19 protein-coding genes, 1 pseudogene and 1 other annotated feature are annotated in these 22,527 nt (G+C 53.9%); of the genes and pseudogenes, 14 read left to right on the forward strand and 6 right to left on the reverse strand.

All coding sequences use genetic code 11. The features are described from left to right. Positions 1–597 precede the first annotated feature (597 nt). Positions 598–2,526 carry a murein transglycosylase gene (sltY, locus tag KAJ71_RS00765; protein WP_283106603.1) on the forward strand — a complete coding sequence of 643 codons (1,929 nt, stop codon included), beginning with the start codon at positions 598–600 and terminating at the stop codon, positions 2,524–2,526. 354 nt (positions 2,527–2,880) lie between these two features. After that, positions 2,881–3,201, forward strand: coding sequence for a trp operon repressor (gene trpR, locus KAJ71_RS00770; protein ID WP_029710775.1), 321 nt, complete (start codon positions 2,881–2,883; stop codon positions 3,199–3,201). Between the two features lie 18 nt (positions 3,202–3,219). Here trpR and yjjX read toward each other — a convergent pair whose 3' ends face one another. After that, positions 3,220–3,765, reverse strand: a complete 546-nt coding sequence (gene yjjX / locus KAJ71_RS00775; protein ID WP_065683575.1) for an inosine/xanthosine triphosphatase — start codon at positions 3,763–3,765, stop codon at positions 3,220–3,222. A gap of 127 nt (positions 3,766–3,892) precedes the next feature. Between yjjX and gpmB the strand changes: the two genes are divergently transcribed. Further along, positions 3,893–4,540, forward strand: a complete 648-nt coding sequence (gene gpmB / locus KAJ71_RS00780; protein ID WP_248943943.1) for a 2,3-diphosphoglycerate-dependent phosphoglycerate mutase GpmB — start codon at positions 3,893–3,895, stop codon at positions 4,538–4,540. On the opposite strand, the gene robA is transcribed toward gpmB, so the two are convergent. Then, positions 4,537–5,406, reverse strand: a complete 870-nt coding sequence (gene robA, locus KAJ71_RS00785; protein WP_248943944.1) for an MDR efflux pump AcrAB transcriptional activator RobA — start codon at positions 5,404–5,406, stop codon at positions 4,537–4,539. The genes gpmB and robA overlap by 4 nt on opposite strands. Positions 5,407–5,749: 343 nt before the next feature. Between robA and creA the strand changes: the two genes are divergently transcribed. Further along, a complete protein-coding gene (gene creA / locus KAJ71_RS00790; RefSeq protein ID WP_248943945.1) occupies positions 5,750–6,229 on the forward strand; it encodes a protein CreA in 480 nt (159 codons plus the stop codon). Between the two features lie 104 nt (positions 6,230–6,333). Here creA and arcA read toward each other — a convergent pair whose 3' ends face one another. Then, positions 6,334–7,050, reverse strand: a complete 717-nt coding sequence (gene arcA, locus KAJ71_RS00795; RefSeq protein WP_248943946.1) for a two-component system response regulator ArcA — start codon at positions 7,048–7,050, stop codon at positions 6,334–6,336. A gap of 108 nt (positions 7,051–7,158) precedes the next feature. On the opposite strand from arcA, the pseudogene yjjY reads away from it, so the two are divergent. The 6 genes and pseudogenes from yjjY to thrC form a co-directional block, all read left to right on the forward strand. Next, positions 7,159–7,296 (forward strand): annotated as a pseudogene (gene yjjY / locus KAJ71_RS23495) (YjjY family protein); the annotation flags it as partial. Positions 7,297–7,685: 389 nt separating this feature from the next. Beyond that, positions 7,686–8,372, forward strand: coding sequence for a tRNA/rRNA methyltransferase (locus KAJ71_RS00800; RefSeq protein ID WP_248943947.1), 687 nt, complete (start codon positions 7,686–7,688; stop codon positions 8,370–8,372). Between the two features lie 213 nt (positions 8,373–8,585). Further along, on the forward strand, positions 8,586–8,654 hold the full coding sequence (gene thrL / locus KAJ71_RS00805; RefSeq protein ID WP_071998276.1) for a thr operon leader peptide: 69 nt from the start codon (positions 8,586–8,588) through the stop codon (positions 8,652–8,654). Continuing rightward, positions 8,593–8,711, forward strand: a sequence feature (Thr leader region). Its footprint overlaps the gene before it by 62 nt. A 25-nt stretch (positions 8,712–8,736) precedes the next feature. Continuing rightward, entirely contained in the window at positions 8,737–11,196 is a 2,460-nt protein-coding gene (gene thrA, locus KAJ71_RS00810) for a bifunctional aspartate kinase/homoserine dehydrogenase I (RefSeq protein WP_248943948.1), read from the forward strand. Position 11,197: 1 nt separating this feature from the next. Then, entirely contained in the window at positions 11,198–12,127 is a 930-nt protein-coding gene (thrB, locus tag KAJ71_RS00815) for a homoserine kinase (RefSeq protein WP_248943949.1), read from the forward strand. A 3-nt stretch (positions 12,128–12,130) separates the two neighbouring features. Further along, positions 12,131–13,420, forward strand: coding sequence for a threonine synthase (gene thrC, locus KAJ71_RS00820; RefSeq protein ID WP_248943950.1), 1,290 nt, complete (start codon positions 12,131–12,133; stop codon positions 13,418–13,420). Positions 13,421–13,463: 43 nt separating this feature from the next. On the opposite strand, the gene yaaA is transcribed toward thrC, so the two are convergent. Together yaaA and KAJ71_RS00830 are read right to left on the reverse strand one after the other, a co-directional pair. Then, positions 13,464–14,237: a peroxide stress protein YaaA gene (gene yaaA / locus KAJ71_RS00825; RefSeq protein ID WP_248943951.1), complete on the reverse strand. Its 774-nt coding sequence runs from the start codon at positions 14,235–14,237 to the stop codon at positions 13,464–13,466. 101 nt (positions 14,238–14,338) lie between these two features. Continuing rightward, positions 14,339–15,772 carry an alanine/glycine:cation symporter family protein gene (locus KAJ71_RS00830; protein WP_248943952.1) on the reverse strand — a complete coding sequence of 478 codons (1,434 nt, stop codon included), beginning with the start codon at positions 15,770–15,772 and terminating at the stop codon, positions 14,339–14,341. Positions 15,773–16,152: 380 nt separating this feature from the next. On the opposite strand from KAJ71_RS00830, the gene tal reads away from it, so the two are divergent. From tal to KAJ71_RS00845, 3 genes are all read left to right on the forward strand, one after another. Then, a complete protein-coding gene (gene tal, locus KAJ71_RS00835; protein WP_024483582.1) occupies positions 16,153–17,106 on the forward strand; it encodes a transaldolase in 954 nt (317 codons plus the stop codon). A gap of 356 nt (positions 17,107–17,462) precedes the next feature. Then, positions 17,463–18,050 carry a molybdopterin adenylyltransferase gene (mog, locus tag KAJ71_RS00840; RefSeq protein WP_248943953.1) on the forward strand — a complete coding sequence of 196 codons (588 nt, stop codon included), beginning with the start codon at positions 17,463–17,465 and terminating at the stop codon, positions 18,048–18,050. A gap of 128 nt (positions 18,051–18,178) precedes the next feature. After that, entirely contained in the window at positions 18,179–19,471 is a 1,293-nt protein-coding gene (locus KAJ71_RS00845; RefSeq protein ID WP_248943954.1) for an MFS transporter, read from the forward strand. Between the two features lie 189 nt (positions 19,472–19,660). On the opposite strand, the gene satP is transcribed toward KAJ71_RS00845, so the two are convergent. Beyond that, positions 19,661–20,260: an acetate uptake transporter gene (gene satP / locus KAJ71_RS00850; protein ID WP_248943955.1), complete on the reverse strand. Its 600-nt coding sequence runs from the start codon at positions 20,258–20,260 to the stop codon at positions 19,661–19,663. Positions 20,261–20,583: 323 nt separating this feature from the next. Between satP and dnaK the strand changes: the two genes are divergently transcribed. Continuing rightward, positions 20,584–22,497, forward strand: a complete 1,914-nt coding sequence (gene dnaK / locus KAJ71_RS00855) for a molecular chaperone DnaK (RefSeq protein ID WP_248943956.1) — start codon at positions 20,584–20,586, stop codon at positions 22,495–22,497. Positions 22,498–22,527 lie beyond the last annotated feature (30 nt).

The raw sequence follows: 22,527 nt of genomic DNA on the forward strand, positions 1-22,527 counted from the left end.
TGTGTCGGCAGCCCTTTTGCCGGAGTGGTGTTCCATTTTTTCTGTTACACAGACGTGAATGGTAATAATTTTCAGCTAGCTGCTAGCCAATTATCTGCCGCGTGATGGTAAATAATCGCAAAATTGAGTTTTTGATCTGAGATAATAAAAATAAAGTAATAGGAATTGTTTTAATTGGTATGGGGTATTTCTATATTAATGTCTCTGCAATGTCATTTTTTGTATAGGAAGATTCTCCCTCACATAGAAAACTATAGAACATCGGGGTTATTGTGTGATGGAAAATCCCCCCATAATTCCGTGATTTTTCAAAACGTCGCCTTGCTGTTTAGCCTGGCACAATAGTCAGGCCGCGTGGTTTTCATCCACTCTGATAAACTTGTCATAAAGTAATGAATGGATACGCGTTTTTGCTGTCTATGATTAATACCTGATGCCAGCCTGGTGTGGCGGCACGGTTTTGTTCCCGTCGTGGCTTCCCACGGTGGGGCGTGAGTCACTCGCAGAGCAGGATCCACTGGCCCGTTGGCTGCTGACGCGGCGCGGCATCGGGGTGGATCGGTTCTGGCAAGCTAACCCAGCGAGGAAAGAGTAAGTATGGTCAAGGTGGACAAATGGCGGCTTTGGGCTGTGGGGCTGTGCCTGACGGCATTTTCTGGTGCAACATTGGCAGACTCCTTGGAAGGTGAACGCCAGCGTTATCTGCAAATCAAGCAGGCCTGGGACAGTAAACAGATGGATGTGGTGGCGCAGTTGATGCCAACGTTGCAGGGCTACCCCCTGTATCCTTATCTGGAATATCGCCAGTTGACGCAGGATCTCAGTACGGCCAGCGCGGCTCAGGTCCAGCAGTTTTTGCGATTGCATCCTACGTTGCCACCGGCGAAATCGCTCTCTGCCCGTTTCGTGAACGAGCTGGCGAGCCGTCAAGACTGGACGACCCTGCTGGCCTTCAGCCCGCAGGAGCCTAAACCGGTTGCGGCGCGCTGTAATTTCTATTACGCCAAGTGGGCCACTGGCGATCAGCAGGTGGCCTGGGCCGGTGCCGATGATATCTGGATGAGCGGTAAAACCTTGCCGGGTTCCTGCGATAAGCTGTTCAGCGTTTGGCAGGCTGCTGGTAAGCAAACACCGTTGAACACGCTGGCGCGGATGAAACTGGCGTTGAAAGAGGGCAACAGCGGCTTGGTGAACTACCTGTACCGCCAACTACCAAGCGATTATCAGACCATGGGGGATGCGCTGGTACGGTTGCAAAACGATCCCACCACGCTGGAAGCCTTTGCCCGTAGCGTCGGCCCGACAGATTTTACCCGTTCAGCCACCAGCATCGTATTTGCCCGTCTGGCCCGTCAGGATGTAGAAAATGCTCGTGCCATGATCCCAACGCTGGCCCGCCTGCAGAAAATGAGCGAAAGCGAGAAGTTGGGAATGGAGGAAGAGGTGGCCTGGCGGTTGATGGGCAACGATGCCACCTTTGAGCAGACCCAATGGCGCGATCAGGTGATCCTGCGCAGCCAACAGCCTGCCTTGCTGGAGCGCCGCGTGCGTATGGCGCTGGGCGTGGGCGATCGTCAGGGGCTGAAAACCTGGCTGGCCCGCCTGCCTGAAGAATCGCGCAACAAGGACGAGTGGCGTTACTGGCGTGCCAACGTAATGATCGATGAAGGTAAACGTAGCGAAGGGGAAGTGGTACTGCGTAGCCTGATGAACGAACGCGGCTTCTACCCGATGGTGGCGGCGCAAAAACTGCAGGTGGTTTATCCGGTGATGGTCGCCGTGGCGGCAAAACCGCGTGCCGATCTGGTGAGTGGCCCGGAGATTGCCCGGGTGCGCGAACTCATGTACTGGAATATGGATAACCTGGCGCGCAGCGAATGGAGCTCATTCGTCGCCAGCCGTAGCCGCCCGGAACAGGAAGCGTTGGCCCGGTATGCCTTTGAGCAGAAATGGGCCGATCTGAGCGTACAGGCGACCATCGTTGGCAAGCTGTGGGATCATCTTGAAGAACGTTTCCCGCTGGCCTGGCCACAGGAATTCCGTCGTGCTACCGAAGATAAAGGCATTACGCCGAGCTATGCCATGGCGATTGCCCGTCAGGAGAGCGCCTGGAACCCGAAAGCGCAGTCGCCGGTTGGAGCCGCAGGTTTGATGCAGGTTATGCCGCGTACCGCGAAACATACGGTGGATCTGTTCGGCATCCCAGGCTACAGCAGCCCGAGCCAACTGTTTGACCCGCAAACCAATATCACCATTGGTACCAGCTATCTGGAGTCGGTGTATCAGCAATTTGGTCGTAACCGCATTCTTGCGTCTGCGGCTTATAACGCTGGCCCATCACGGGTAAATACCTGGTTAGGTAATACCGACGGCCGTGTGGATGTGGTGGCGTTTGTGGAAAGCATTCCGTTCTCGGAAACCCGTTCTTACGTGAAGAACGTGTTGGCCTATGACGCGTTTTATCGTTACTTCATGCATCGGCCAGCGAAGGTGCTCACAGATGCCGAGTGGCAAAGACGTTATTAAAATCCCCGTCGTCTTTCAAACTGTAGCGTTGTTACCTGCACTTGCCCACCCCAGTCACTTACTAAAAGTAAGTTCCTGGGGATGAGCAAGTTTGGTGCCTAGCTACAGTCTGAAATCCATAGGGGATTGCGAAGATATTACTTAAAAGGCATCCCTCAACCGGCTCACAACGTAGGGATGCTGCATGTTGCGCCCATTTTGATCATCAATGGGTTAGTTAGGGTCGAGTATGCTCGCCTCCGACACACCGGTTGCACCAATACGTGCAGCTATTTAGCTCAGCGTTAGCGGCATTTTGACGCTCACCCGCTGTATGCTATGCTGCTGTACTAGTTAAATAGTATGGTGGCTGGCATGACGCAATTATCGCTAAACGACCCCGCTCTTTCAGAACAAGGCAATGAAGATTGGCTGCGCTTTGTCGCGCTGCTGCAAAGCTCGTTCGATCAGGATTTACACCAACCGTTGATGCAACTGTTGCTGACGCCGGATGAGCGTACTGCGCTGGGTACACGGGTGCGGATTATTCAGGAGCTGATGCGTGGCGAAATGAGCCAGCGCGAGCTGAAGAATGAGCTCGGGGCGGGCATCGCGACCATCACCAGAGGGTCAAATAGCCTAAAGATGGCGACGCCAGCGCTGAAACAGTGGCTGGAACAGCAACTACTGGGGTGAAGCAATCACCCCGGTAGCTTATTGCTGCGGCGTATTATTGCTGTTGTGGCTGCGGTAAATCGGATTGTGGAACGGCACCAGCGCCAGCAGCAGTGCCTGATGGTAAACGCTGGTACGGCTCAGCCGACCATCGGTAAAGATACCGATCGCTCCCCCCTGACGTTTGACTTCGCTATTGCCGGTGATCAAGGTCATTTCATCGCCTAACTCGCGGCCAGCGCGAATACCCTGTAAAATTGATTCCGGCAGCATCAGGCTGGCGGAACGCGATTCGCCACGGGTCGTCGGGTTTTCTACCGTCATCCAGGCGAATGTCATGTTTTCTTCGATCCCGGCTTCTACTCCGACCCAAAAGTCGGCTTCTGGCCGCACCTGCCGCGCTTCCATCACGCGCTGGCGTGCGCCGGTACGGGTTTCGGTATTGCCAATGGGTTGCAGTGAAACGCCGCTGGCGACGTCAACCGATTCTATGCGGCATTGGTCTGCGCCAAAGGTATCTTCAAAAGCCAGTTGAATAGCCCTGATCTTTGCCGGGTTGGTAGTTGCAGCGATAACATGATACATAACGGCTTTAGCTTCCTTAAAGTGGGGCTGTGTCTTGCCATGATTTTTGATGGCGGCAAGTTATGCGAAGTGCAAGGCACGAGCCACAGATAAACTCAAGTTTCACGCAGTATAACGGAAAAGCATAATGTTACAGGTATACCTCGTTCGCCACGGCGAAACGGAATGGAACGCAGCACGTCGCATTCAGGGCCAATCCGACAGCCCATTAACCGCCACTGGCGTTCACCAGGCTCATCTGGTTGGCAAACGCGTTAGCCATGAGGGCGTGACGCACGTGATTTCCAGCGATCTGGGCCGCACCCGCCAGACCGCGCAAATCATTGCGGACGCTTGCGGTTGCGACGTTATGGTAGATGCCCGGCTGCGTGAACTGCATATGGGCGTTCTGGAAGAACGTTTGATCGACAGCCTGACACCGCAGGAAGAGCTGTGGCGTAAACAGATGGTCGATGGTACTGCTGACGGCCGTATCCCTCAAGGTGAATCTATGACGGAGTTGGCCACGCGGATGCATGCGGCGCTGACAGAGTGCCTGAAACTGCCGCAGGGCAGCAAACCGTTGATTGTCAGTCACGGCATCGCGTTGGGGTGCCTGATCGGGACGGTATTAGGGTTACCGGCCTATGCAGAGCGCCGTCTGCGTTTGCGCAACTGCTCGTTGTCACGCGTCGATTATCAACAAAGCCCCTGGTTGGCTCCGGGCTGGATTGTGGAAAGCGCGGGCGATATCTCGCATCTGGATATGCCCGCGTTGGATGAGCTACAGCGCTAACGGCGGATCGGGATCAGATAGTCGCAACGGATCTCGCTGGGTGGCTGAGGCGGACGCCGGTCACCTTGCGGATAGAAGCGTTCAATATCATGTCCTTTGCGGCGGGTCAGTTCTAATGCTGGCAGGCAGGTGCCGTACAGTATCAGGATAAAGTCCTGCAGGCCGGATGCTGGCCCCTGATAACGGAACATGGCGTATTCACCGCCCTGCAGCGTGATCGGCTGGCCTTCCGGCACCTTGGTTGGAACGTGTTGTGCTTCTAGTGCGGTGGTATACAGCACTTCCTGCTCGTCGTCTTTTTCTTGGCTTGGGCGCGAGTGGTGCAGGCCGTACAGCACCGGAGGCAGGGTTTCTATCTGTCCCAGGTATTGTTGCCAGAATTGGGTACGCAGCTCGGAGCGGAAGTTGGAGATTTGCTCTAACGTACAGGAGTAGCTCTGCGTCAGGCCGATCAGATCCAGCTCTGGTAGCGTGATAAACTCTGGATGTGGCAGCGTAAAGGCGCCCAGGCGTATTGGCGGGCACATGCCGAAGGCGTTCCAGTCTTCCGAGCGGCGATACAGCGCGGGGGTTTGCGCAAACTGTTTTTTGAATGCGCGAGTGAAGGTCTGCTGTGAGTCGAAACGGTACTGCAAAGCAATATCCAGAATAGGCCGACTGGTGAGGCGCAATGCGACGGCGGCTTTGGACAATCTTCTTGCCCGAATATATGCCCCGATGGCGTTCCCAGTGATATCCTTAAACATCCGTTGCAGATGCCATTTAGAGTAACCCGCTTTTGCCGCTACGTTATCCAGTGACAAAGGTTGGTCCAAATGGCTTTCCAGCCAGCTAAGCAGATCACGAATGATACCGGCTTGATCCATAGATCTTCCTCGTAGAGCTTCAGGTTCGGAACTCGAACTGTTTGATTTGTCATGCTGATACCTGATGCCCACTGACTTATTTATTAACCAGTTGCATTACATACGGCGCTTTCGCGATATGCGTTGCGGGAAGGCGGGGAAAAACTGGTGTTAACAGGCATTAAGCGATGACGATGCCGCATAATAGCAACTTTTTTCCTCCACGACTCCCAAAGATTTTTTTCTATCTCTGTGCTAAAAAGAGCGGTCTGGGCCGGGATGAAACCACTTCTGTGACCTGAAATATCGGCGTTCTTATTGGCAGCCCTGTTATTTAACACGCTGTTCTATTGGAGTTAAGTGAATGAAAAAAGGATGGATATTTTTATTTGGCCTGGTTTGCGCAACGGTTAATAGCGCACAGGCGGAACAGGTAGGATCGGTCGATACGGTATTCAAACTGTTTGGTCCAGATCATAAAATCGTGGTAGAAGCGTTCGACGATCCTGATGTGAAAAATGTAACTTGTTATATCAGCCGGGCTAAAACCGGTGGGATAAAAGGTGGGTTAGGGCTGGCAGAGGATACCTCAGATGCTGCCATCTCTTGCCAGCAGGTTGGGCCGATAGAGCTGAGCGACAAGATTAAAAAGGGTAAGTCGGAAGGGACCGTGGTGTTCCAGAAGCGTACGTCTTTAGTGTTCAAAAAACTGCAGGTGGTGCGTTTTTATGATGCCAATCGCAATGCGCTGATCTACTTGAGCTATTCCGATCGGGTGGTGGATGGTTCACCGAAAAATGCTCTGAGCGCGGTGCCAATCATCCCTTGGAGTGCGGCCAAATAATTTCAGATCCAGACGGGCGCAGCATCATACAGCGCCCGTCCAGCCAGGCCTCAATAAAAAGGGTTCAGCAAGCTGAACCCTTTAACCAGTGAAGCGAGGCTGGCTTATTCTTCCAGCTCGCCGCAGAAGCGGTAACCTTCACCATGAATGGTGGCAATAATTTCCGGCGTATCCGGCGTGGATTCGAAGTGTTTACGAATACGGCGGATAGTCACGTCTACGGTACGGTCATGCGGCTTCAACTCGCGGCCAGTCATTTTCTTCAGTAGTTCACCACGGGACTGGATCTTGCCCGGGTTTTCACAGAAGTGCAGCATGGCGCGGAATTCGCTGCGTGGCAGCTTATACTGCTCGCCAGCAGGGCCGATCAGAGAGCGGCTGTTGATGTCCAGCTCCCAACCGTTGAACTTGTAGCTCTCAACCAGCTTACGCTCTTCGCCGACGCTGCCCAGATTCATGGTGCGTGACAGCAGGTTGCGCGCTCGGATGGTCAGTTCGCGTGGGTTAAACGGTTTGGTGATATAGTCATCGGCGCCGATTTCCAGACCGAGGATTTTATCGACTTCGTTATCACGACCGGTCAGGAACATCAGCGCGACGCTGGCTTGCTCGCGTAGTTCACGCGCCAGCAGCAGGCCGTTCTTGCCTGGCAGGTTGATATCCATGATAACCAGGTTGATATCATTTTCAGACAGGATGTTGTGCATTTCTGCACCGTCATTGGCTTCATGAACAATGTAGCCTTCCGCCTCGAAAATGCTCTTCAGGGTGTTACGAGTGACTAACTCGTCTTCGACAATCAGAATGTGCGGGGTCTGCATATTTGCTACCTAAAATTGCCAACAAAATAGAAAATAGGAAGTACAGTAGTCTTGGTGTTCTTCCATGGAGGGCAGAGATACCGCTCACGTTCCCTCTATTACCAAACAACTACAGTACGTAAACTCGTTCTTGATGCGCTTTCCATCAATGTCAACAAGATCGCTAGCTGGGTGGGGGTGCTATTTTTTACAACCCCGAATGATGCCAAAACGGCGGATATCCTAACCCTATTAACAGCAATATAACAGTGTGCGCCGAATTCATCACCTAACAAAACTACGGTTTGTTGACATATATCAAATTCAATTGTAGCACGTTAACAGTTTTGTGAAAAACACTTACAGAACTGCCAGCTTAAGTCACAGATCGTCAAATTCTGTGAACGATTCAGCTTTGTTGTGGTTGACGCGTTACAATTGATGGCTAACTGTTTGGGTTGAATATATAGTGCTTTGTTTTTAATGAAAATTAAAACTTAACCTGTAACTATGATTGTTTCGTCTGGTTTTTAAGTTGAACGGCCTATTTAATAATATTATAGCAGGTGGCCATTTGCGATGTTAATCGTTTGTAAATATAATCAGACAAGTCTCAACAGTCAAAGAACTATTCTCATTATTTTTCCGGAGTCTTGATGCAGTTTCATATCGTGTTAGTCGCGCCCGCTCGGGCGGAAAATGTTGGCGCAGCGGCGCGGGCGATGAAAACCATGGGGTTCACCTCGTTGCGCATCGTCGACAGCGAGGCCCATCTGCAGCCCGCGGCCCGCTGGGTCGCCCACGGTGCTGGCGATATTCTGGATGCGGTACAGACGTTTTCTACGCTGGAACAGGCTTTGGCAGACGTGGACTTTACCGTTGCAACCACCGCTCGCAGCCGTGCACGCTTCCATTACTACTGTACCCCTCAGCAACTGACGGACCAGTTGGTGGAGCGCCAGCAATGGGTGCATCAGGCTGCACTGGTGTTTGGCCGTGAAGACTCTGGCCTGACCAATGAAGAGCTGGAGTTGGCCGACCTGCTGACCGGCGTACCGATGGTGGCCGATTATCCTTCGCTGAACCTCGGCCAGGCGGTGATGGTGTATTGCTATCAACTGGCACAGTTAATGGCTGTCGGTGCGACGCAGGAGCCGCTGGCCGATATTGGACAGCTCAAGGCGCTGCGCCAGCGGGCGGATCGACTTTTACAGGCACTGGACGTGGTGGATGACCAAAAACTGCGCGATTGGTTACACCAGCGGCTAGGAGTCTTGCAGCAGCGCGATACGGTCATGCTGCATACTTTGCTGCATGATATTGAAAAAAAACTGACCAAGTGATGTAGGTGTTTTATGTTCTATATCTGGTGTTATTCACTATTTTTGTGGCGTTATTGTGATTTTTTATTCTGCAATTTTGTTTTTTTATCGGATTCATCGCGCAGATCTCGCTGTGGCCAGTAAATAGGCAAAACAAAGAAATAATTTGACTTGGCGAGACGATTGCTTTAACCAATAGAGGGGACAGAGATTCTAATGAGACAGACAGACAAAATGCGAAACATCAGCCTGAATACGACAATTATTACCACCACCGATACCACAGGTAACGGGGCGGGCTGACGCGTACAGGAAACAGAAGAAAAAAGCCCGCACCTAACCAGTGCGGGCTTTTTTTTCGGCATAAATTCAGGAGATAACAGAAATGCGAGTGCTTAAATTTGGTGGAACCTCGGTAGCGAATGCGGAACGTTTTCTGCGCGTTGCCGATATCGTGGAGAACAATGCACGCCAGGGACAGGTAGCCACGGTATTGTCCGCACCGGCCAAGATCACCAATCACCTGGTGGCGATGATTGAAAAAACGGTAGCCGGCCAGGATATTCTGCCAACCATGAGCGACGCCGAGCGCATTTTTACCGAGTTGCTCAGCGGTTTGGCCAAGGCGCTGCCAGGCTTTGAGTATGATCGCCTGAAGGCATTGGTCGAGCAGGAGTTCGCGCAGCTCAAACAGGTACTGCATGGCGTGGCTTTGCTGGGGCAGTGCCCGGATAGCGTCAATGCGGCCATCATCTGCCGGGGTGAAAAGCTCTCTATTGCCATCATGGAAGGCGTCTTCAAAGCCAAGGGCTATCCGGTGACGGTGATTAACCCGGTAGAGAAGCTGCTGGCTCAGGGCCACTATCTGGAATCGACCGTGGATATTGCCGAGTCCACTCTGCGTATCGCCGCAGCGCGAATTCCTGCCGACCATATCGTCCTGATGGCGGGTTTTACTGCCGGTAATGACAAAGGCGAACTGGTTGTGTTGGGGCGCAACGGCTCCGATTATTCCGCTGCGGTGCTGGCTGCCTGCCTGCGTGCCGACTGCTGCGAGATCTGGACCGATGTGGACGGGGTTTATACCTGCGATCCACGTACCGTGCCGGATGCCCGATTACTGAAGTCGATGTCCTACCGGGAGGCGATGGAGCTCTCTTACTTCGGCGCCAAAGTTCTCCACCCGCGTACCATCACCCCGATTGCCCAGTTCCAAATCCCTTGCCTGATTAAAAACACCGCCAACCCACAAGCTCCCGGCACCTTGATCGGTGGCGAAAGCGTGGCCGATGATACGCCGGTAAAGGGCATCACCAATCTGAACAATATGGCGATGATCAACGTTTCCGGCCCAGGTATGAAAGGCATGGTCGGCATGGCGGCACGTGTGTTTGCCGTGATGTCACGCGCCGGGATCTCGGTGGTGTTGATCACCCAGTCCTCTTCCGAATACAGCATCAGCTTCTGTGTGCCGCAGAGCGAGCTGCAACGCGCTCGTCGTGCCCTGGAAGACGAATTCTACCTGGAGCTGAAAGACGGCGTGCTGGAGCCGCTGGACGTGATGGAGCGCCTGGCAATCATCTCGGTCGTTGGCGACGGTATGCGCACCCTGCGTGGCATCTCTGCGCGCTTCTTCTCTGCTCTGGCGCGTGCCAACATCAATATCGTGGCGATCGCTCAAGGCTCTTCTGAGCGTTCAATTTCTGTGGTGGTCGATAATGATTCTGCGACCACTGGCGTGCGCGTCAGCCATCAGATGCTGTTCAACACCGATCAGGTGATTGAGGTATTTGTGATTGGCGTTGGTGGCGTAGGCGGGGCGCTGATCGAACAGGTTTATCGTCAGCAGCCTTGGCTGAAGCAAAAGCATATCGATCTGCGCATCTGTGGCATTGCCAACTCACGGGCGATGTTGACCAACGTGCACGGCATCTCACTGGAAAGCTGGCGGGACGAGCTGGCCGAAGCCAAAGAGCCTTTCAATCTGGGCCGCCTGATCCGCCTGGTGAAAGAGTGCCACCTGCTCAACCCGGTGATTGTCGACTGTACCTCCAGCCAGGCGGTGGCCGATCAGTATGCCGATTTCCTGGCCGATGGTTTCCACGTGGTAACGCCAAACAAGAAGGCCAACACCTCGTCGATGAGTTATTACCAGCAGTTGCGCACCGCCGCAGCTGGTTCTCGCCGCAAATTCCTGTATGACACCAACGTGGGTGCAGGCCTGCCGGTGATCGAAAACCTGCAGAACCTGCTCAATGCGGGCGATGAGTTGGTGCGCTTTACTGGTATCCTGTCGGGGTCACTGTCCTTTATCTTCGGCAAGCTGGATGAGGGGATGTCGCTGTCGGAGGCCACCCTGCAGGCCAAGGCCCTCGGTTACACCGAGCCAGATCCGCGTGACGATCTCTCGGGGATGGATGTCGCCCGCAAGCTGCTGATACTGGCGCGTGAAGCGGGTTATGCGCTTGAACTGAGCGATATTGAAGTCGAATCGGTGTTACCGCCGTCGTTTGATGCCAGTGGTGATGTGGAGAACTTTATTGCCCGCCTGCCGGCGTTGGATGCCGAATTTAACCGCCGTGTGGCCGCTGCTGCTACGGAAGGTAAGGTGCTGCGCTATGTGGGGGCTATCGAAGAAGGCCGCTGCCTGGTACGTATTGATGCGGTAGATGGCAACGATCCGTTGTATAAGGTGAAGAACGGTGAGAACGCCCTGGCCTTCTACAGCCGTTATTATCAGCCATTGCCGCTGGTGCTGCGTGGTTATGGTGCCGGTAATGATGTGACGGCGGCCGGGGTATTCGCCGATCTGTTGCGCACACTGTCATGGAAGTTGGGAGTCTAATATGGTTAAGGTGTATGCACCGGCCTCAATTGGTAACGTCAGCGTCGGGTTCGATGTGCTGGGAGCTGCGGTTTCCCCTATCGATGGTACGCTGCTGGGGGATTGCGTCAGCGTAGAGGTGGCCAGCTGCTTCAGCCTGGAGAATGGCGGGCGTTTTGTCAGCAAGTTGCCGACCAATCCTAAAGAGAACATTGTTTACCAGTGCTGGGAGCGTTTCTGTCAGGCGATTGGCCGAGAAGTGCCGGTAGCGATGCGGTTGGAGAAGAACATGCCGATCGGTTCCGGGCTGGGCTCCAGCGCTTGCTCGGTGGTAGCCGGTCTGATGGCGATGAACGAGTTTTGCGATCGCCCGCTCGACGAGACACAACTGCTGGCCCTGATGGGCGAACTGGAAGGGCGTATTTCCGGCAGCGTGCATTACGATAACGTTGCGCCGTGCTATCTGGGCGGCTTGCAACTGATTCTGGAAGAAGAAGGGATCATCAGCCAGGAAGTGCCTGGCTTTAAAGATTGGCTGTGGGTGATGGCCTATCCGGGCATCAAAGTGTCCACCGCCGAGGCCCGTGCCATTTTGCCCGCGCAATACCGCCGCCAGGACTGTATCAGCCATGGCCGCTATCTGGCGGGCTTTATTCACGCTTGTCACACTCAGCAACCGCGTCTGGCGGCCAAGCTGATGCAGGATGTGATTGCCGAACCTTATCGCACCCGCCTGTTGCCGGGCTTTGCCGAAGCGCGTAAAGCCTCACAGGATATCGGTGCCTTGGCCTGTGGTATTTCCGGCTCCGGCCCGACGCTGTTTGCGGTCTGTGATGACGGCGCAACGGCGCAACGCATGGCCGATTGGCTGACCAACCATTACCTGCAAAACGACGAAGGTTTTGTTCATATTTGCCGCCTGGATACCGCTGGCGCTCGACTATTGGGATAACGCATGAAACTGTACAATCTGAAAGATCATAACGAACAGGTCAGCTTCGCGCAGGCTATCAAACAGGGCCTGGGTAAGCAGCAAGGGCTGTTTTTCCCATTGGAACTGCCAGAATTCGAACTGACCGAGATTGATAAGCTGCTGGAGATGGACTTTGTCACTCGCAGCAGCAAGATCCTGTCCGCTTTTATTGGCGACGAGATCGGCGAAGAGGCGCTGTACAAGCGGGTGAAGGCCGCGTTTGAGTTCCCGGCCCCGGTGGCGCAGGTGGAGAGCGATGTCGCCTGCCTGGAGCTGTTCCATGGCCCGACGCTGGCGTTCAAAGACTTCGGCGGCCGCTTTATGGCGCAGATGCTGGCGGAAGTCGCGGGCGATCAACCCGTGACCATTTTGACTGCAACCTCCGGTGATACCGGCGCTGCCGTTGCTCATGCCTTCTACGGCCTGAAAAACGTGCGCGTGGTGATCCTTTATCCACAGGGCAAGATCAGTTCGCTGCAGGAAAAGCTGTTCTGCACGTTGGGTGGCAACATCCACACCATCGCTATCGATGGCGACTTTGACGCCTGCCAGGCGTTGGTCAAGCAGGCGTTTGACGATCAGGAGCTGAAAGAGGCGGTACACCTTAACTCCGCCAACTCGATCAATATCAGCCGCCTGCTGGCGCAAATCTGCTACTACTTTGAAGCGGTAGCGCAACTGCCGCAGGAAGCCCGCAATCAGTTGGTGGTTTCCGTGCCAAGCGGCAACTTTGGCGACTTGACCGCCGGGTTGCTGGCGAAATCCCTGGGGCTGCCGGTGAAACGCTTTATCGCCGCCACCAACGCTAACGACACCGTGCCACGCTTCCTGACTACTGGCCAATGGCAGCCAAACACCACTGTGGCGACGTTATCCAACGCGATGGACGTCAGCCAGCCGAATAACTGGCCGCGTGTGGAAGAATTGTTCCGCCGTAAAATCTGGCAGTTGAAGGAGTTGGCTCATGGCGCGGTCAGTGATGAAACCACCAAGGAAACCATGAAAGAGTTGGCTGCTTTGGGCTACCTTTCAGAGCCTCATGCGGCGATCGCCTACCGTGTTCTGCGCGATCAACTGCAGGCAGGGGAGTTTGGTCTTTTCCTGGGCACGGCACATCCGGCCAAGTTCAAGGAAAGCGTTGAAGAGATCCTCGGTCAGGAGTTACCGCTGCCACAGGCCTTGGCGGTGCGCGCACAGTTGCCGCTGTTGTCGCATAACATGGCGGCGGATTTTGCCGCACTGCGTCAATTCATGATGACGTTGCCAGTCTGACAAAACCCGTTCCCTCTCCTTGATTGGAGAGGGAACGGATTTCTCACTGCTCCGGGCGTTTGAACACCAGCTCATTACCCGCCGACGCGGCCTCATCGAAGGTATACCCTTCCAGATTGAAATCAACCAGCTGTTCGCGACGACTCAAGCGATTCTTGATGATAAAGCGGCTCATCAGCCCGCGTGCTTTCTTGGCGTAGAAGCTGATGACTTTGTACTTGCCGTTTTTCTCGTCCAGGAATACCGGTTTGATCAGCGAACCGCGCAGCTTGGCCGGTTTGACCGATTTGAAGTATTCATCCGAAGCCAGATTCACCACGACATCATCGCCTTGCTGCTCCAGAGCCAGATTCAGTTTTTCGGTGATCCGATCGCCCCAGAAGCTGTACAAGTCTTTGCCCTGCGGGTTCTCCAGCTTGATCCCCATCTCCAGCCGGTAAGGCATCATCAGGTCCAGCGGACGCAGCACCCCGTACAGACCAGAGAGCATCCGCAGATGCTGCTGTGCGAAGTCGAAATCCTCTTCGCTGAAGTCTTGCGCCTGTAAGCCGGTATAAACGTCGCCTTTAAACGCCAACAGCGCCTGACGAGCATTGTCCGGGGTGAAGTCAGGCTGCCATTCGCCAAAGCGTGCGGCATTCAGGCCCGCGAGCTTATCGCTGATGCCCATCAGACCGGAAATTTGCGCCGGGGTCAGCTTACGGCAGATTTTGATCAGCCTTTGCGACTGATCCAACAATTCGGGCTGGGTAAAGCGTTCGGTGGCTAACGGGCTTGCATAATCCAGGGTTTTAGCAGGTGAAATAATAATGAGCATGGTCACATCCTGTTTATCAACATGCGGCTACTGTAGCAAAAAGCGCGTAAGACCAGGAGGTATGGCTGTGATAGGGCGCACTTTACGTACGCCCTGGGGGATTAACGCTGTTTGGTTGGTAGCCAGATCCCCGGTTCGAGTTGGGATCCCAGCTCCGGGTAGTGGTTGATGTCAAAGGTGGGCAGCTTGCCGAGTGAACGCTGGTGGTTGTAATCCCTGGCCAATTTGAAGGCCACGTCGGACAGTAACAAAATCGCGGTCAGATTGGTGATCGCCATCAGTGCCATCGAGATGTCCGCCATTTTCCACACCGTGGATAATTCTGCCATCGATCCAAACATCACCATACCCAAGGCAAAGCAGCGGAAAATCGTCAGCTTGGTCGGATGGTGGTGCTTGAGGAAGATCAGGTTGTTCTCGGCATAGGCATAATTGGCAATGATAGAGGTAAAGGCAAACAGGAATACGGCAATCGCGACAAAGGGCGCGCCCCAGGAACCGACGGCGCTGGCCATGGCGCGCTGGGTCAGATCGATGCCGCTGATGTTGGATGGGGGGCTATCCAGTGCACCAGAGGCCAAAATAATCGCCGCCGTTGCGCTGCAAATGACGATGGTATCGACAAATGCGCCAAGCATCTGCACATAGCCCTGCGAGGCAGGGTGTGGCGGATAAGGGGTCGCAGAAGCTGCCACGTTGGGGGCCGATCCCACCCCGCCTTCGTTAGAAAACAGCCCGCGTTGTATACCCTGCGTCATGGCCTGGGAAATTCCGTAGCCCAGGGTACCGGCGGCGGCTTCTTGCAGGCCAAAAGCGCTTTTGAATATCAACGTCAGAATGGCTGGCATATGCTCAATATTCATGCCGATGATCCACAGTGCCAGTAGCAGGTAGGCCAAGGCCATAAACGGCACGATTTTTTCCGCGACGCGGGCGATGGAACGGATACCTCCAAAGATCACCATGGCGCTCAGCAGCACCACCACCATTCCGACGTACATGGGTTCGATGTTAAAGGCCACGGAGCTGGCCAGGGCGATGGAGTTGGCTTGTACCGCATTGAATACCAGACCGAAAGCGATCAGCAGGAAAATGGAGAACAACACCCCCATCCAGCGCATACCCAACCCTTTTTCCATATAGTAGGCTGGGCCACCACGGTAGCGGCCGTTCTCGTCTTTGGTTTTGTAGAGTTGTGCCAGGGTGCTTTCAATGAAAGAGGTCGCCATGCCGATAAACGCGACCCCCCACATCCAGAAGATCGCTCCGGGGCCACCTGCCGTGAGCGCTATTGCCACGCCAGTAAGGTTGTTGGGGCCGACACGTGCAGCGAGCGAAGTGCATAGCGCCTGGAAGGATGAAATGCCAGCACCGTCGCTTTTGGTGCTGTTCTTCAGCACGGAAAACATATGGTTGAAGTGCCGAATTTGAATAAAGCGGGTACGCAAGGTGAAGTAGATGCCGGCACCCAACAGCAAGTAGATCAGTACTGAACCCCACAGGATGTTATTGATAAAGTTAATCAGATCCGTCACATGTTTCTCCTTGTTAAGATTACTGCTCCTCAGGTTCTTCGACCTTGGTTCGGAAAACTTGAGTCAGTTCTCTACAGGATCTTGGCTAAAATCTCATCCCAATCGACTGGAACTGCAGTGTTCTTTGTATTTTGCGGTGAATAAAACAGCAGGCGGGAATTTAACATAATTTCCAGAAGTGATAGCGCGTTAATGCCGTGGCGTTGCTTCGGTTATTGCGAATTATCTGTGCGTAACCGGTTGCTCGTATAAGGATAAAACAACCGTCGCCAGTGCGTGATTTTACTGCCTTGCGCCGGGCTACGTGCATGTTATTATCAGGGCAAGGCATGGTTGAACGATGCCAAAAGTTCATGCACAAACGATGAGATAATGCCAACATGACCGATAAATTAACGTCCCTACGCCAGCTGACTACGGTAGTTGCGGATACGGGTGATATCGCTGCAATGAAGCTATATCAACCGCAAGATGCCACTACCAACCCTTCGCTGATCCTCAATGCAGCGCAAATTCCTGAATACCGCAAACTGATCGATGAAGCCATTGCCTGGGCGCGCGAGCAGAGCAGCGATCGCGATCAGCAGGTTGCCGATGCCGCAGACAAGCTGGCCGTCAACATTGGTCTGGAGATCCTGAAGCTGGTTCCGGGCCGCATTTCCACCGAAGTGGACGCGCGTCTGTCTTATGATACTGAAGCCAGCGTTGCCAAAGCCAAGCGTCTGATCAAACTGTATAACGAAGCGGGCATCAGCAACGATCGTATCCTGATCAAACTGGCCTCCACCTGGCAGGGCATCCGTGCGGCCGAGCGCCTGGAAAAAGAAGGCATCAACTGTAACCTGACGCTGCTGTTCTCCTTCGCTCAGGCACGTGCCTGCGCCGAAGCTGGCGTGTACCTGATCTCGCCGTTCGTTGGCCGTATCCTTGACTGGTACAAAGCCAATGGCGACAAGAAAGAGTTTGCCCCGCACGAAGATCCGGGCGTGGTTTCGGTGTCTGAAATTTATCAGTACTACAAGCAGCACGGCTATGAAACCGTGGTGATGGGGGCCAGCTTCCGTAATGTGGGTGAAATCATCGAACTGGCGGGCTGCGATCGTCTGACCATCGCACCTGCACTGCTGAAAGAGCTGGCAGAGAGCGAAGGCGCACTGGAACGTAAACTGTCTTATACTGGCGAAGTGAAAGCGCGTCCGGCACCGCTGACCGAGCCTGAGTTCTACTGGCAGCACAACCAGGATCCAATGGCGGTTGAGAAACTGACCGACGGTATCCGCAAGTTTGCCGTAGACCAGGGCAAGCTGGAAAAAATGATCGCCGACTTGCTGTAATTACGAAAAGTCGTGCAGAAGGTGGCCCCGGCCACCTTTTTTTATATCTGAATACCCACCTCGCCAGGCAAACACCCTAATACCCGTCGTCTTTCAAGCAGCTACTCGATCCATCCCTGGACGGGGCCGCTGTGCACAGCGTTCAAATCTGTTCCCGACAGATTTGTCTCACCCCAGTCACTTACCCAAAAGTAAGCTCCTGGGGATGAGATAGCTTGTCGCCTAGCAGTGCCGTACAGGGATGTACAAATGCCGCGAGCGCAGGGATGCGCTAGAGCGGCCAACTTGAAATCCATAGGGTATACTCCCGTCATTAATCTCCCTTCGGTAACCGGGGCATAAGACAGAGGTAAAACATGGATACATTACGCATTGGTTTGGTTTCTATTTCGGACCGCGCTTCAGGGGGCGTTTATCAGGATAAAGGCATTCCGGCACTTGAAGAGTGGTTGAGCAGCGCTTTGGCAACGCCGTTCACTCTGGAAACCCGGTTGATCCCCGACGAGCAGACGCTGATTGAGCATACGTTGTGTGAGCTGGTTGATGAAATGGGCTGCCACCTGGTATTGACTACCGGTGGCACTGGCCCGTCCCGGCGTGACGTCACTCCCGATGCTACGCTGGCGATCGCCGATCGGGTAATGCCGGGTTTTGGCGAGCAAATGCGCCAAATCAGCCTACACTATGTGCCAACAGCAATTCTTTCACGCCAGGTTGGGGCGATCCGTAAACAGGCGTTGATCATCAACCTGCCGGGGCAACCCAAATCGATTAAAGAAACGCTGGAAGGGGTGAAGGACGAGGCAGGCAAGGTGGTGGTGCACGGTATTTTTGCCAGCGTGCCTTATTGTATCCAACTGCTCGAAGGCCCTTATGTAGAGACCCACGAGGCCGTGGTAGCAGCATTTCGTCCCAAGAATGCGCGACGCGAGATAAATCTCTAAATTTCAGCAAACTACGGGATAACCTTCAGTACATCTGGTGTGTAATTATTTTGCCGTTATAGTAAGGAACTTTTTACAGTCAGCCATTATGCTTTCTGCGTCTTTCCTATTTCCTCTAACGGTATCTTATGCATCACGATAATAATCGCCGGCTCAACCGGCAAGATTATAAGACTCTGACGTTGGCTGCCTTGGGCGGTGCGTTGGAGTTTTATGACTTCATCATTTTTGTTTTCTTTGCTGCGGTAATGGGCGATCTGTTCTTCCCGGCGGATATGCCTGAATGGCTGCGCCAGGTGCAGACCTTCGGTATCTTTGCGGCGGGTTATCTGGCTCGGCCACTGGGCGGCATTATCATGGCGCATTTTGGCGATCTGGTGGGGCGTAAAAAGATGTTCAGCCTGAGCATCCTGCTGATGGCGTTACCGACGCTGGCGATGGGGATGCTGCCCACCTATGCCAATATTGGCATTGCAGCACCGCTGCTGCTGCTGTTGATGCGGGTACTGCAAGGCGCGGCTATCGGTGGTGAAGTCCCTGGAGCCTGGGTGTTTGTGGCGGAGCATGTGCCGCGCAAACGCATTGGATTTGCCTGTGGCACGCTCACGGCTGGCCTGACGGCGGGTATCTTGCTCGGCTCGCTGGTGGCCACCATTATCAATACCACGCTCAGCCAACAGGCTATTCATGACGGTGGCTGGCGTATCCCGTTCTTCCTGGGCGGCATCTTTGGCCTGTTTGCCATGTATCTGCGCCGTTGGTTGCAGGAAACGCCAATATTTATCGAGATGCAGACACGTAAGGCGCTGGCGGAAGAGTTGCCGCTGAAATCGGTGGTGATGAATCACCGTAAAGAGATCGCGGTCTCGATGTTGCTGACCTGGCTGTTGTCGGCAGGTATTGTGGTGGTGATCCTGATGACGCCAACCTATCTGCAAAAACAGTTTGGCATAGCCCCGGCGCTGTCACTGCAGGCAAACAGCATCGCTATCATCATGTTGTTTGCTGGCTGTATTGTCTCTGGTTCGGCGGCGGACCGCTTTGGTGCCAGCAAAACCTTTATCGTCGGCAGTTTGCTGTTGGCGGGGTGCAGTTGGTTGTTCTATCAGTCGGTGGGAATACATCCAGAAATGCTGTTTGCCACCTACGCGCTGGTTGGCTTCAGCGTGGGGATCGTCGGCGCGGTGCCTTACGTGTTGGTGCGGGCTTTCCCGGCGGAAGTGCGATTTAGCGGGATTTCGTTCTCCTACAACGTGGCATACGCGATTTTTGGTGGTTTAACTCCGGTATTTGTCACGCTGATCATGAAGTTAACCCCGTTAGCGCCCGCTTACTATATGCTGGCGTTATCGACGCTCGGCCTGCTGCTGGGGATCTACCTGCGTCGCGACCTGAACAGTGAAAAACCGCTCTTGAACTAAGCGATTTTCGCCCAATAAAAAACCCTGCGATTAAACATCGCAGGGGTTTTTTATTTTCATCATATACCCTATGGATTTCAAGCTGCGGCTAGGCGACAAGCTTACTCATCCCCAGGAGCTTACTTTTGGGTAAGTGACTGGGGTGAGTAAGTGCAGGTAACAACGCTGCAGTTTGAAAGACGACGGGTATCAGGCAGTGACAGCAGCTGGTTTGGTCTGCTGAGCTTCCACCGGGCCGATTGGCAGCACGGTGCGGCCCAACTGTTCGTTGATCACCTCAGCCATCGCCAGATAGATCGCGCTGGCGCCACAGATGATGCCTTCGTAACCGGCGAACGTCAGGATCGCGTGGTTACCGGTGATGTTGCCGATGGCCAGCAGGGCGAACAGCACGGTCAGGCTGGCAAACACGAACTGCAACCCACGGTTGGTGCGCAGCGTGCCGAAGAACATGAACAGGGTGAAGACGCCCCACAGTGCAAGGTAGATGCCAAGGACGTTCGCGTCGGTCGGCTCTGCCAGGCCCATACGCGGCAGCAGCAGGATGCCTCCCAGGCTCAGCCAGAAGCAGCCGTAAGAGGTGAAGGCGGTCAAGCCGAAGGTGTTGCCTTTCTTGAACTCAAGAATACCGGCAAAAATCTGAGCCATGCCACCGAAGAAAATCCCCATACTGATGATGACGGAAGTCAGTGGGAAAAAGCCTGCGTTGTGCAGGTTCAGCAAGACGGTAGTCATCCCGAAGCCCATCAGACCCAGGGGACCGGGATTTGCCAACTTGTTGGAGTGCATATGTCCTCTGCGATAACAGAATTGTAACGAAAATGGATAGGTAATTTAATAATTGGTCTGAATGGCCGAAAAACCCATAACTTCCATCAGAGCGCGCGGCATCATAATGATCCCCACGTCAGGAAACAATGATCTGGCTGCGGATAAAAACGAAATTTTTTTTGCCCTGCCCCTTGATGCTGGTGTGGATGGCCCCATCTTATTGGCAACCGCAGTTGCTGACCGCGGGTAACACTGAGATGCCGGGCAGTTGAAAAGCAAAAAAACGCCCGCATATAGTTAGCAACCTGACCGATTATGAATTTATTAGTGGAGATGTTTAGATGGGCAAAATTATTGGTATCGACCTGGGTACAACCAACTCTTGTGTAGCAATTATGGATGGTGGCAAGGCGCGCGTGCTGGAGAATGCCGAAGGCGATCGCACCACTCCTTCAATCATCGCATATACCCAGGATGGTGAAATTCTGGTTGGCCAGCCTGCTAAGCGTCAGGCTGTTACTAACCCACAAAATACCCTGTTTGCGATCAAGCGCCTGATTGGCCGTCGTTTCCAGGATGAAGAAGCACAGCGTGACAAGGCTATCATGCCTTACAGCATCGTCGCTGCCGATAACGGTGACGCCTGGTTGGAAGTGAAGGGCCAGAGAATGGCACCACCGCAGATCTCTGCGGAAGTTCTGAAGAAAATGAAGAAAACGGCGGAAGATTACCTGGGTGAGCCGGTAACTGAAGCGGTTATCACCGTTCCTGCCTACTTCAACGATGCTCAGCGTCAGGCAACCAAAGATGCTGGCCGTATCGCAGGTCTGGAAGTAAAACGTATCATTAACGAACCGACTGCTGCGGCCCTGGCTTATGGCCTGGACAAAGAAGTGGGCAACCGTACCATCGCGGTTTATGACCTGGGTGGCGGTACTTTCGATATCTCAATTATTGAGATCGACGAAGTTGATGGTGAAAAAACCTTCGAAGTTCTGGCTACCAACGGTGATACCCACCTGGGTGGTGAAGACTTCGACAGCCGCCTGATCAACTATCTGGTGGAAGAGTTCAAAAAAGAGCAGGGCATGGATCTGCGCAATGATCCGTTGGCGATGCAGCGTCTGAAAGAAGCCGCTGAAAAAGCCAAGATCGAGCTGTCTTCTGCTCAGCAGACCGACGTCAACCTGCCGTACATCACTGCAGATGGCAGCGGTCCAAAGCACATGAACATCAAAGTGACCCGTGCAAAACTCGAGTCGCTGGTAGAAGATTTGGTTGCCCGCTCTATCGAGCCGTTGAAAGTGGCACTGAAAGATGCAGGCCTGTCGGTTTCTGATATTCAGGACGTGATCCTGGTCGGTGGCCAGACCCGTATGCCTATGGTTCAGAAGAAAGTTGCTGACTTCTTCGGTAAAGAACCACGTAAAGACGTTAACCCGGACGAAGCGGTTGCTGTTGGTGCTGCGGTTCAGGGCGGTGTGTTGGCCGGTGATGTGAAAGACGTATTGCTGCTGGACGTTACCCCACTGTCACTGGGTATCGAAACCATGGGCAGCGTAATGACGCCGCTGATCACCAAAAACACCACTATCCCGACCAAGCACAGCCAGGTGTTCTCTACTGCCGAAGACAACCAGGCAGCGGTAACCATCCATGTGCTGCAGGGTGAGCGTAAGCGTGCCAATGACAACAAGTCACTGGGCCAGTTCAACCTGGACGGCATTCAGCCGGCACCACGCGGTATGGCGCAGATCGAAGTCACCTTCGATATCGACGCCGATGGTATTCTGCACGTGTCTGCGAAAGACAAGAACACCGGCCGTGAGCAGAAGATCACCATCAAGGCGTCTTCTGGTCTGAACGAAGAAGAAATCCAGAAAATGGTACGCGATGCTGAAGTGAACGCTGAAGCTGACCGTAAGTTTGAAGAACTGGTGCAAACTCGTAACCAGGCGGATCACCTGATCCACGGTACCCGTAAGCAGTTGGAAGAAGCAGGCGAGCAATTGCCAGCCGAAGACAAAACGGCTATCGAAGCGGCGCTGAAAGATCTGGAAGCTGCGGTGAAAGGCGAAGATAAAGCTGAAATCGAAGCGAAAACCCAGGCTCTGGTGCAGGTTTCCGGCAAGCTGTTGGAAATGGCTCAGGCGCAAGCACAAGCACAGGGTGCTGATGCTGGTGCAGACAACGCGGCGCAGAAAGATGACGACGTAGTTGATGCCGAGTTTGAAGAAGTGAAAGACAAAAAATAATAGCCCTTAAGCGGGCACGGTGCGGCCACA

Source organism: Serratia silvae (assembly GCF_023282985.1).
Taxonomy (GTDB): Bacteria; Pseudomonadota; Gammaproteobacteria; order Enterobacterales; family Enterobacteriaceae; genus Chania; species Chania silvae.

Bases quoted from the DNA above. Each gene is read 5' to 3' on its own strand.
- sltY (WP_283106603.1), top strand. From the start codon at position 598: ATGGTCAAGGTGGACAAATGGCGGCTTTGGGCTGTGGGGCTGTGCCTG.
- mog (WP_248943953.1), top strand. From the start codon at position 17,463: ATGGATACATTACGCATTGGTTTGGTTTCTATTTCGGACCGCGCTTCA.
- arcA (WP_248943946.1), bottom strand. From the start codon at position 7,050: ATGCAGACCCCGCACATTCTGATTGTCGAAGACGAGTTAGTCACTCGT.
- thrA (WP_248943948.1), top strand. From the start codon at position 8,737: ATGCGAGTGCTTAAATTTGGTGGAACCTCGGTAGCGAATGCGGAACGT.
- robA (WP_248943944.1), bottom strand. From the start codon at position 5,406: ATGGATCAAGCCGGTATCATTCGTGATCTGCTTAGCTGGCTGGAAAGC.
- tal (WP_024483582.1), top strand. From the start codon at position 16,153: ATGACCGATAAATTAACGTCCCTACGCCAGCTGACTACGGTAGTTGCG.
- KAJ71_RS00800 (WP_248943947.1), top strand. From the start codon at position 7,686: ATGCAGTTTCATATCGTGTTAGTCGCGCCCGCTCGGGCGGAAAATGTT.
- trpR (WP_029710775.1), top strand. From the start codon at position 2,881: ATGACGCAATTATCGCTAAACGACCCCGCTCTTTCAGAACAAGGCAAT.
- dnaK (WP_248943956.1), top strand. From the start codon at position 20,584: ATGGGCAAAATTATTGGTATCGACCTGGGTACAACCAACTCTTGTGTA.
- yaaA (WP_248943951.1), bottom strand. From the start codon at position 14,237: ATGCTCATTATTATTTCACCTGCTAAAACCCTGGATTATGCAAGCCCG.
- satP (WP_248943955.1), bottom strand. From the start codon at position 20,260: ATGCACTCCAACAAGTTGGCAAATCCCGGTCCCCTGGGTCTGATGGGC.
- KAJ71_RS00845 (WP_248943954.1), top strand. From the start codon at position 18,179: ATGCATCACGATAATAATCGCCGGCTCAACCGGCAAGATTATAAGACT.
- thrC (WP_248943950.1), top strand. From the start codon at position 12,131: ATGAAACTGTACAATCTGAAAGATCATAACGAACAGGTCAGCTTCGCG.
- yjjX (WP_065683575.1), bottom strand. From the start codon at position 3,765: ATGTATCATGTTATCGCTGCAACTACCAACCCGGCAAAGATCAGGGCT.
- gpmB (WP_248943943.1), top strand. From the start codon at position 3,893: ATGTTACAGGTATACCTCGTTCGCCACGGCGAAACGGAATGGAACGCA.
- thrB (WP_248943949.1), top strand. From the start codon at position 11,198: ATGGTTAAGGTGTATGCACCGGCCTCAATTGGTAACGTCAGCGTCGGG.
- creA (WP_248943945.1), top strand. From the start codon at position 5,750: ATGAAAAAAGGATGGATATTTTTATTTGGCCTGGTTTGCGCAACGGTT.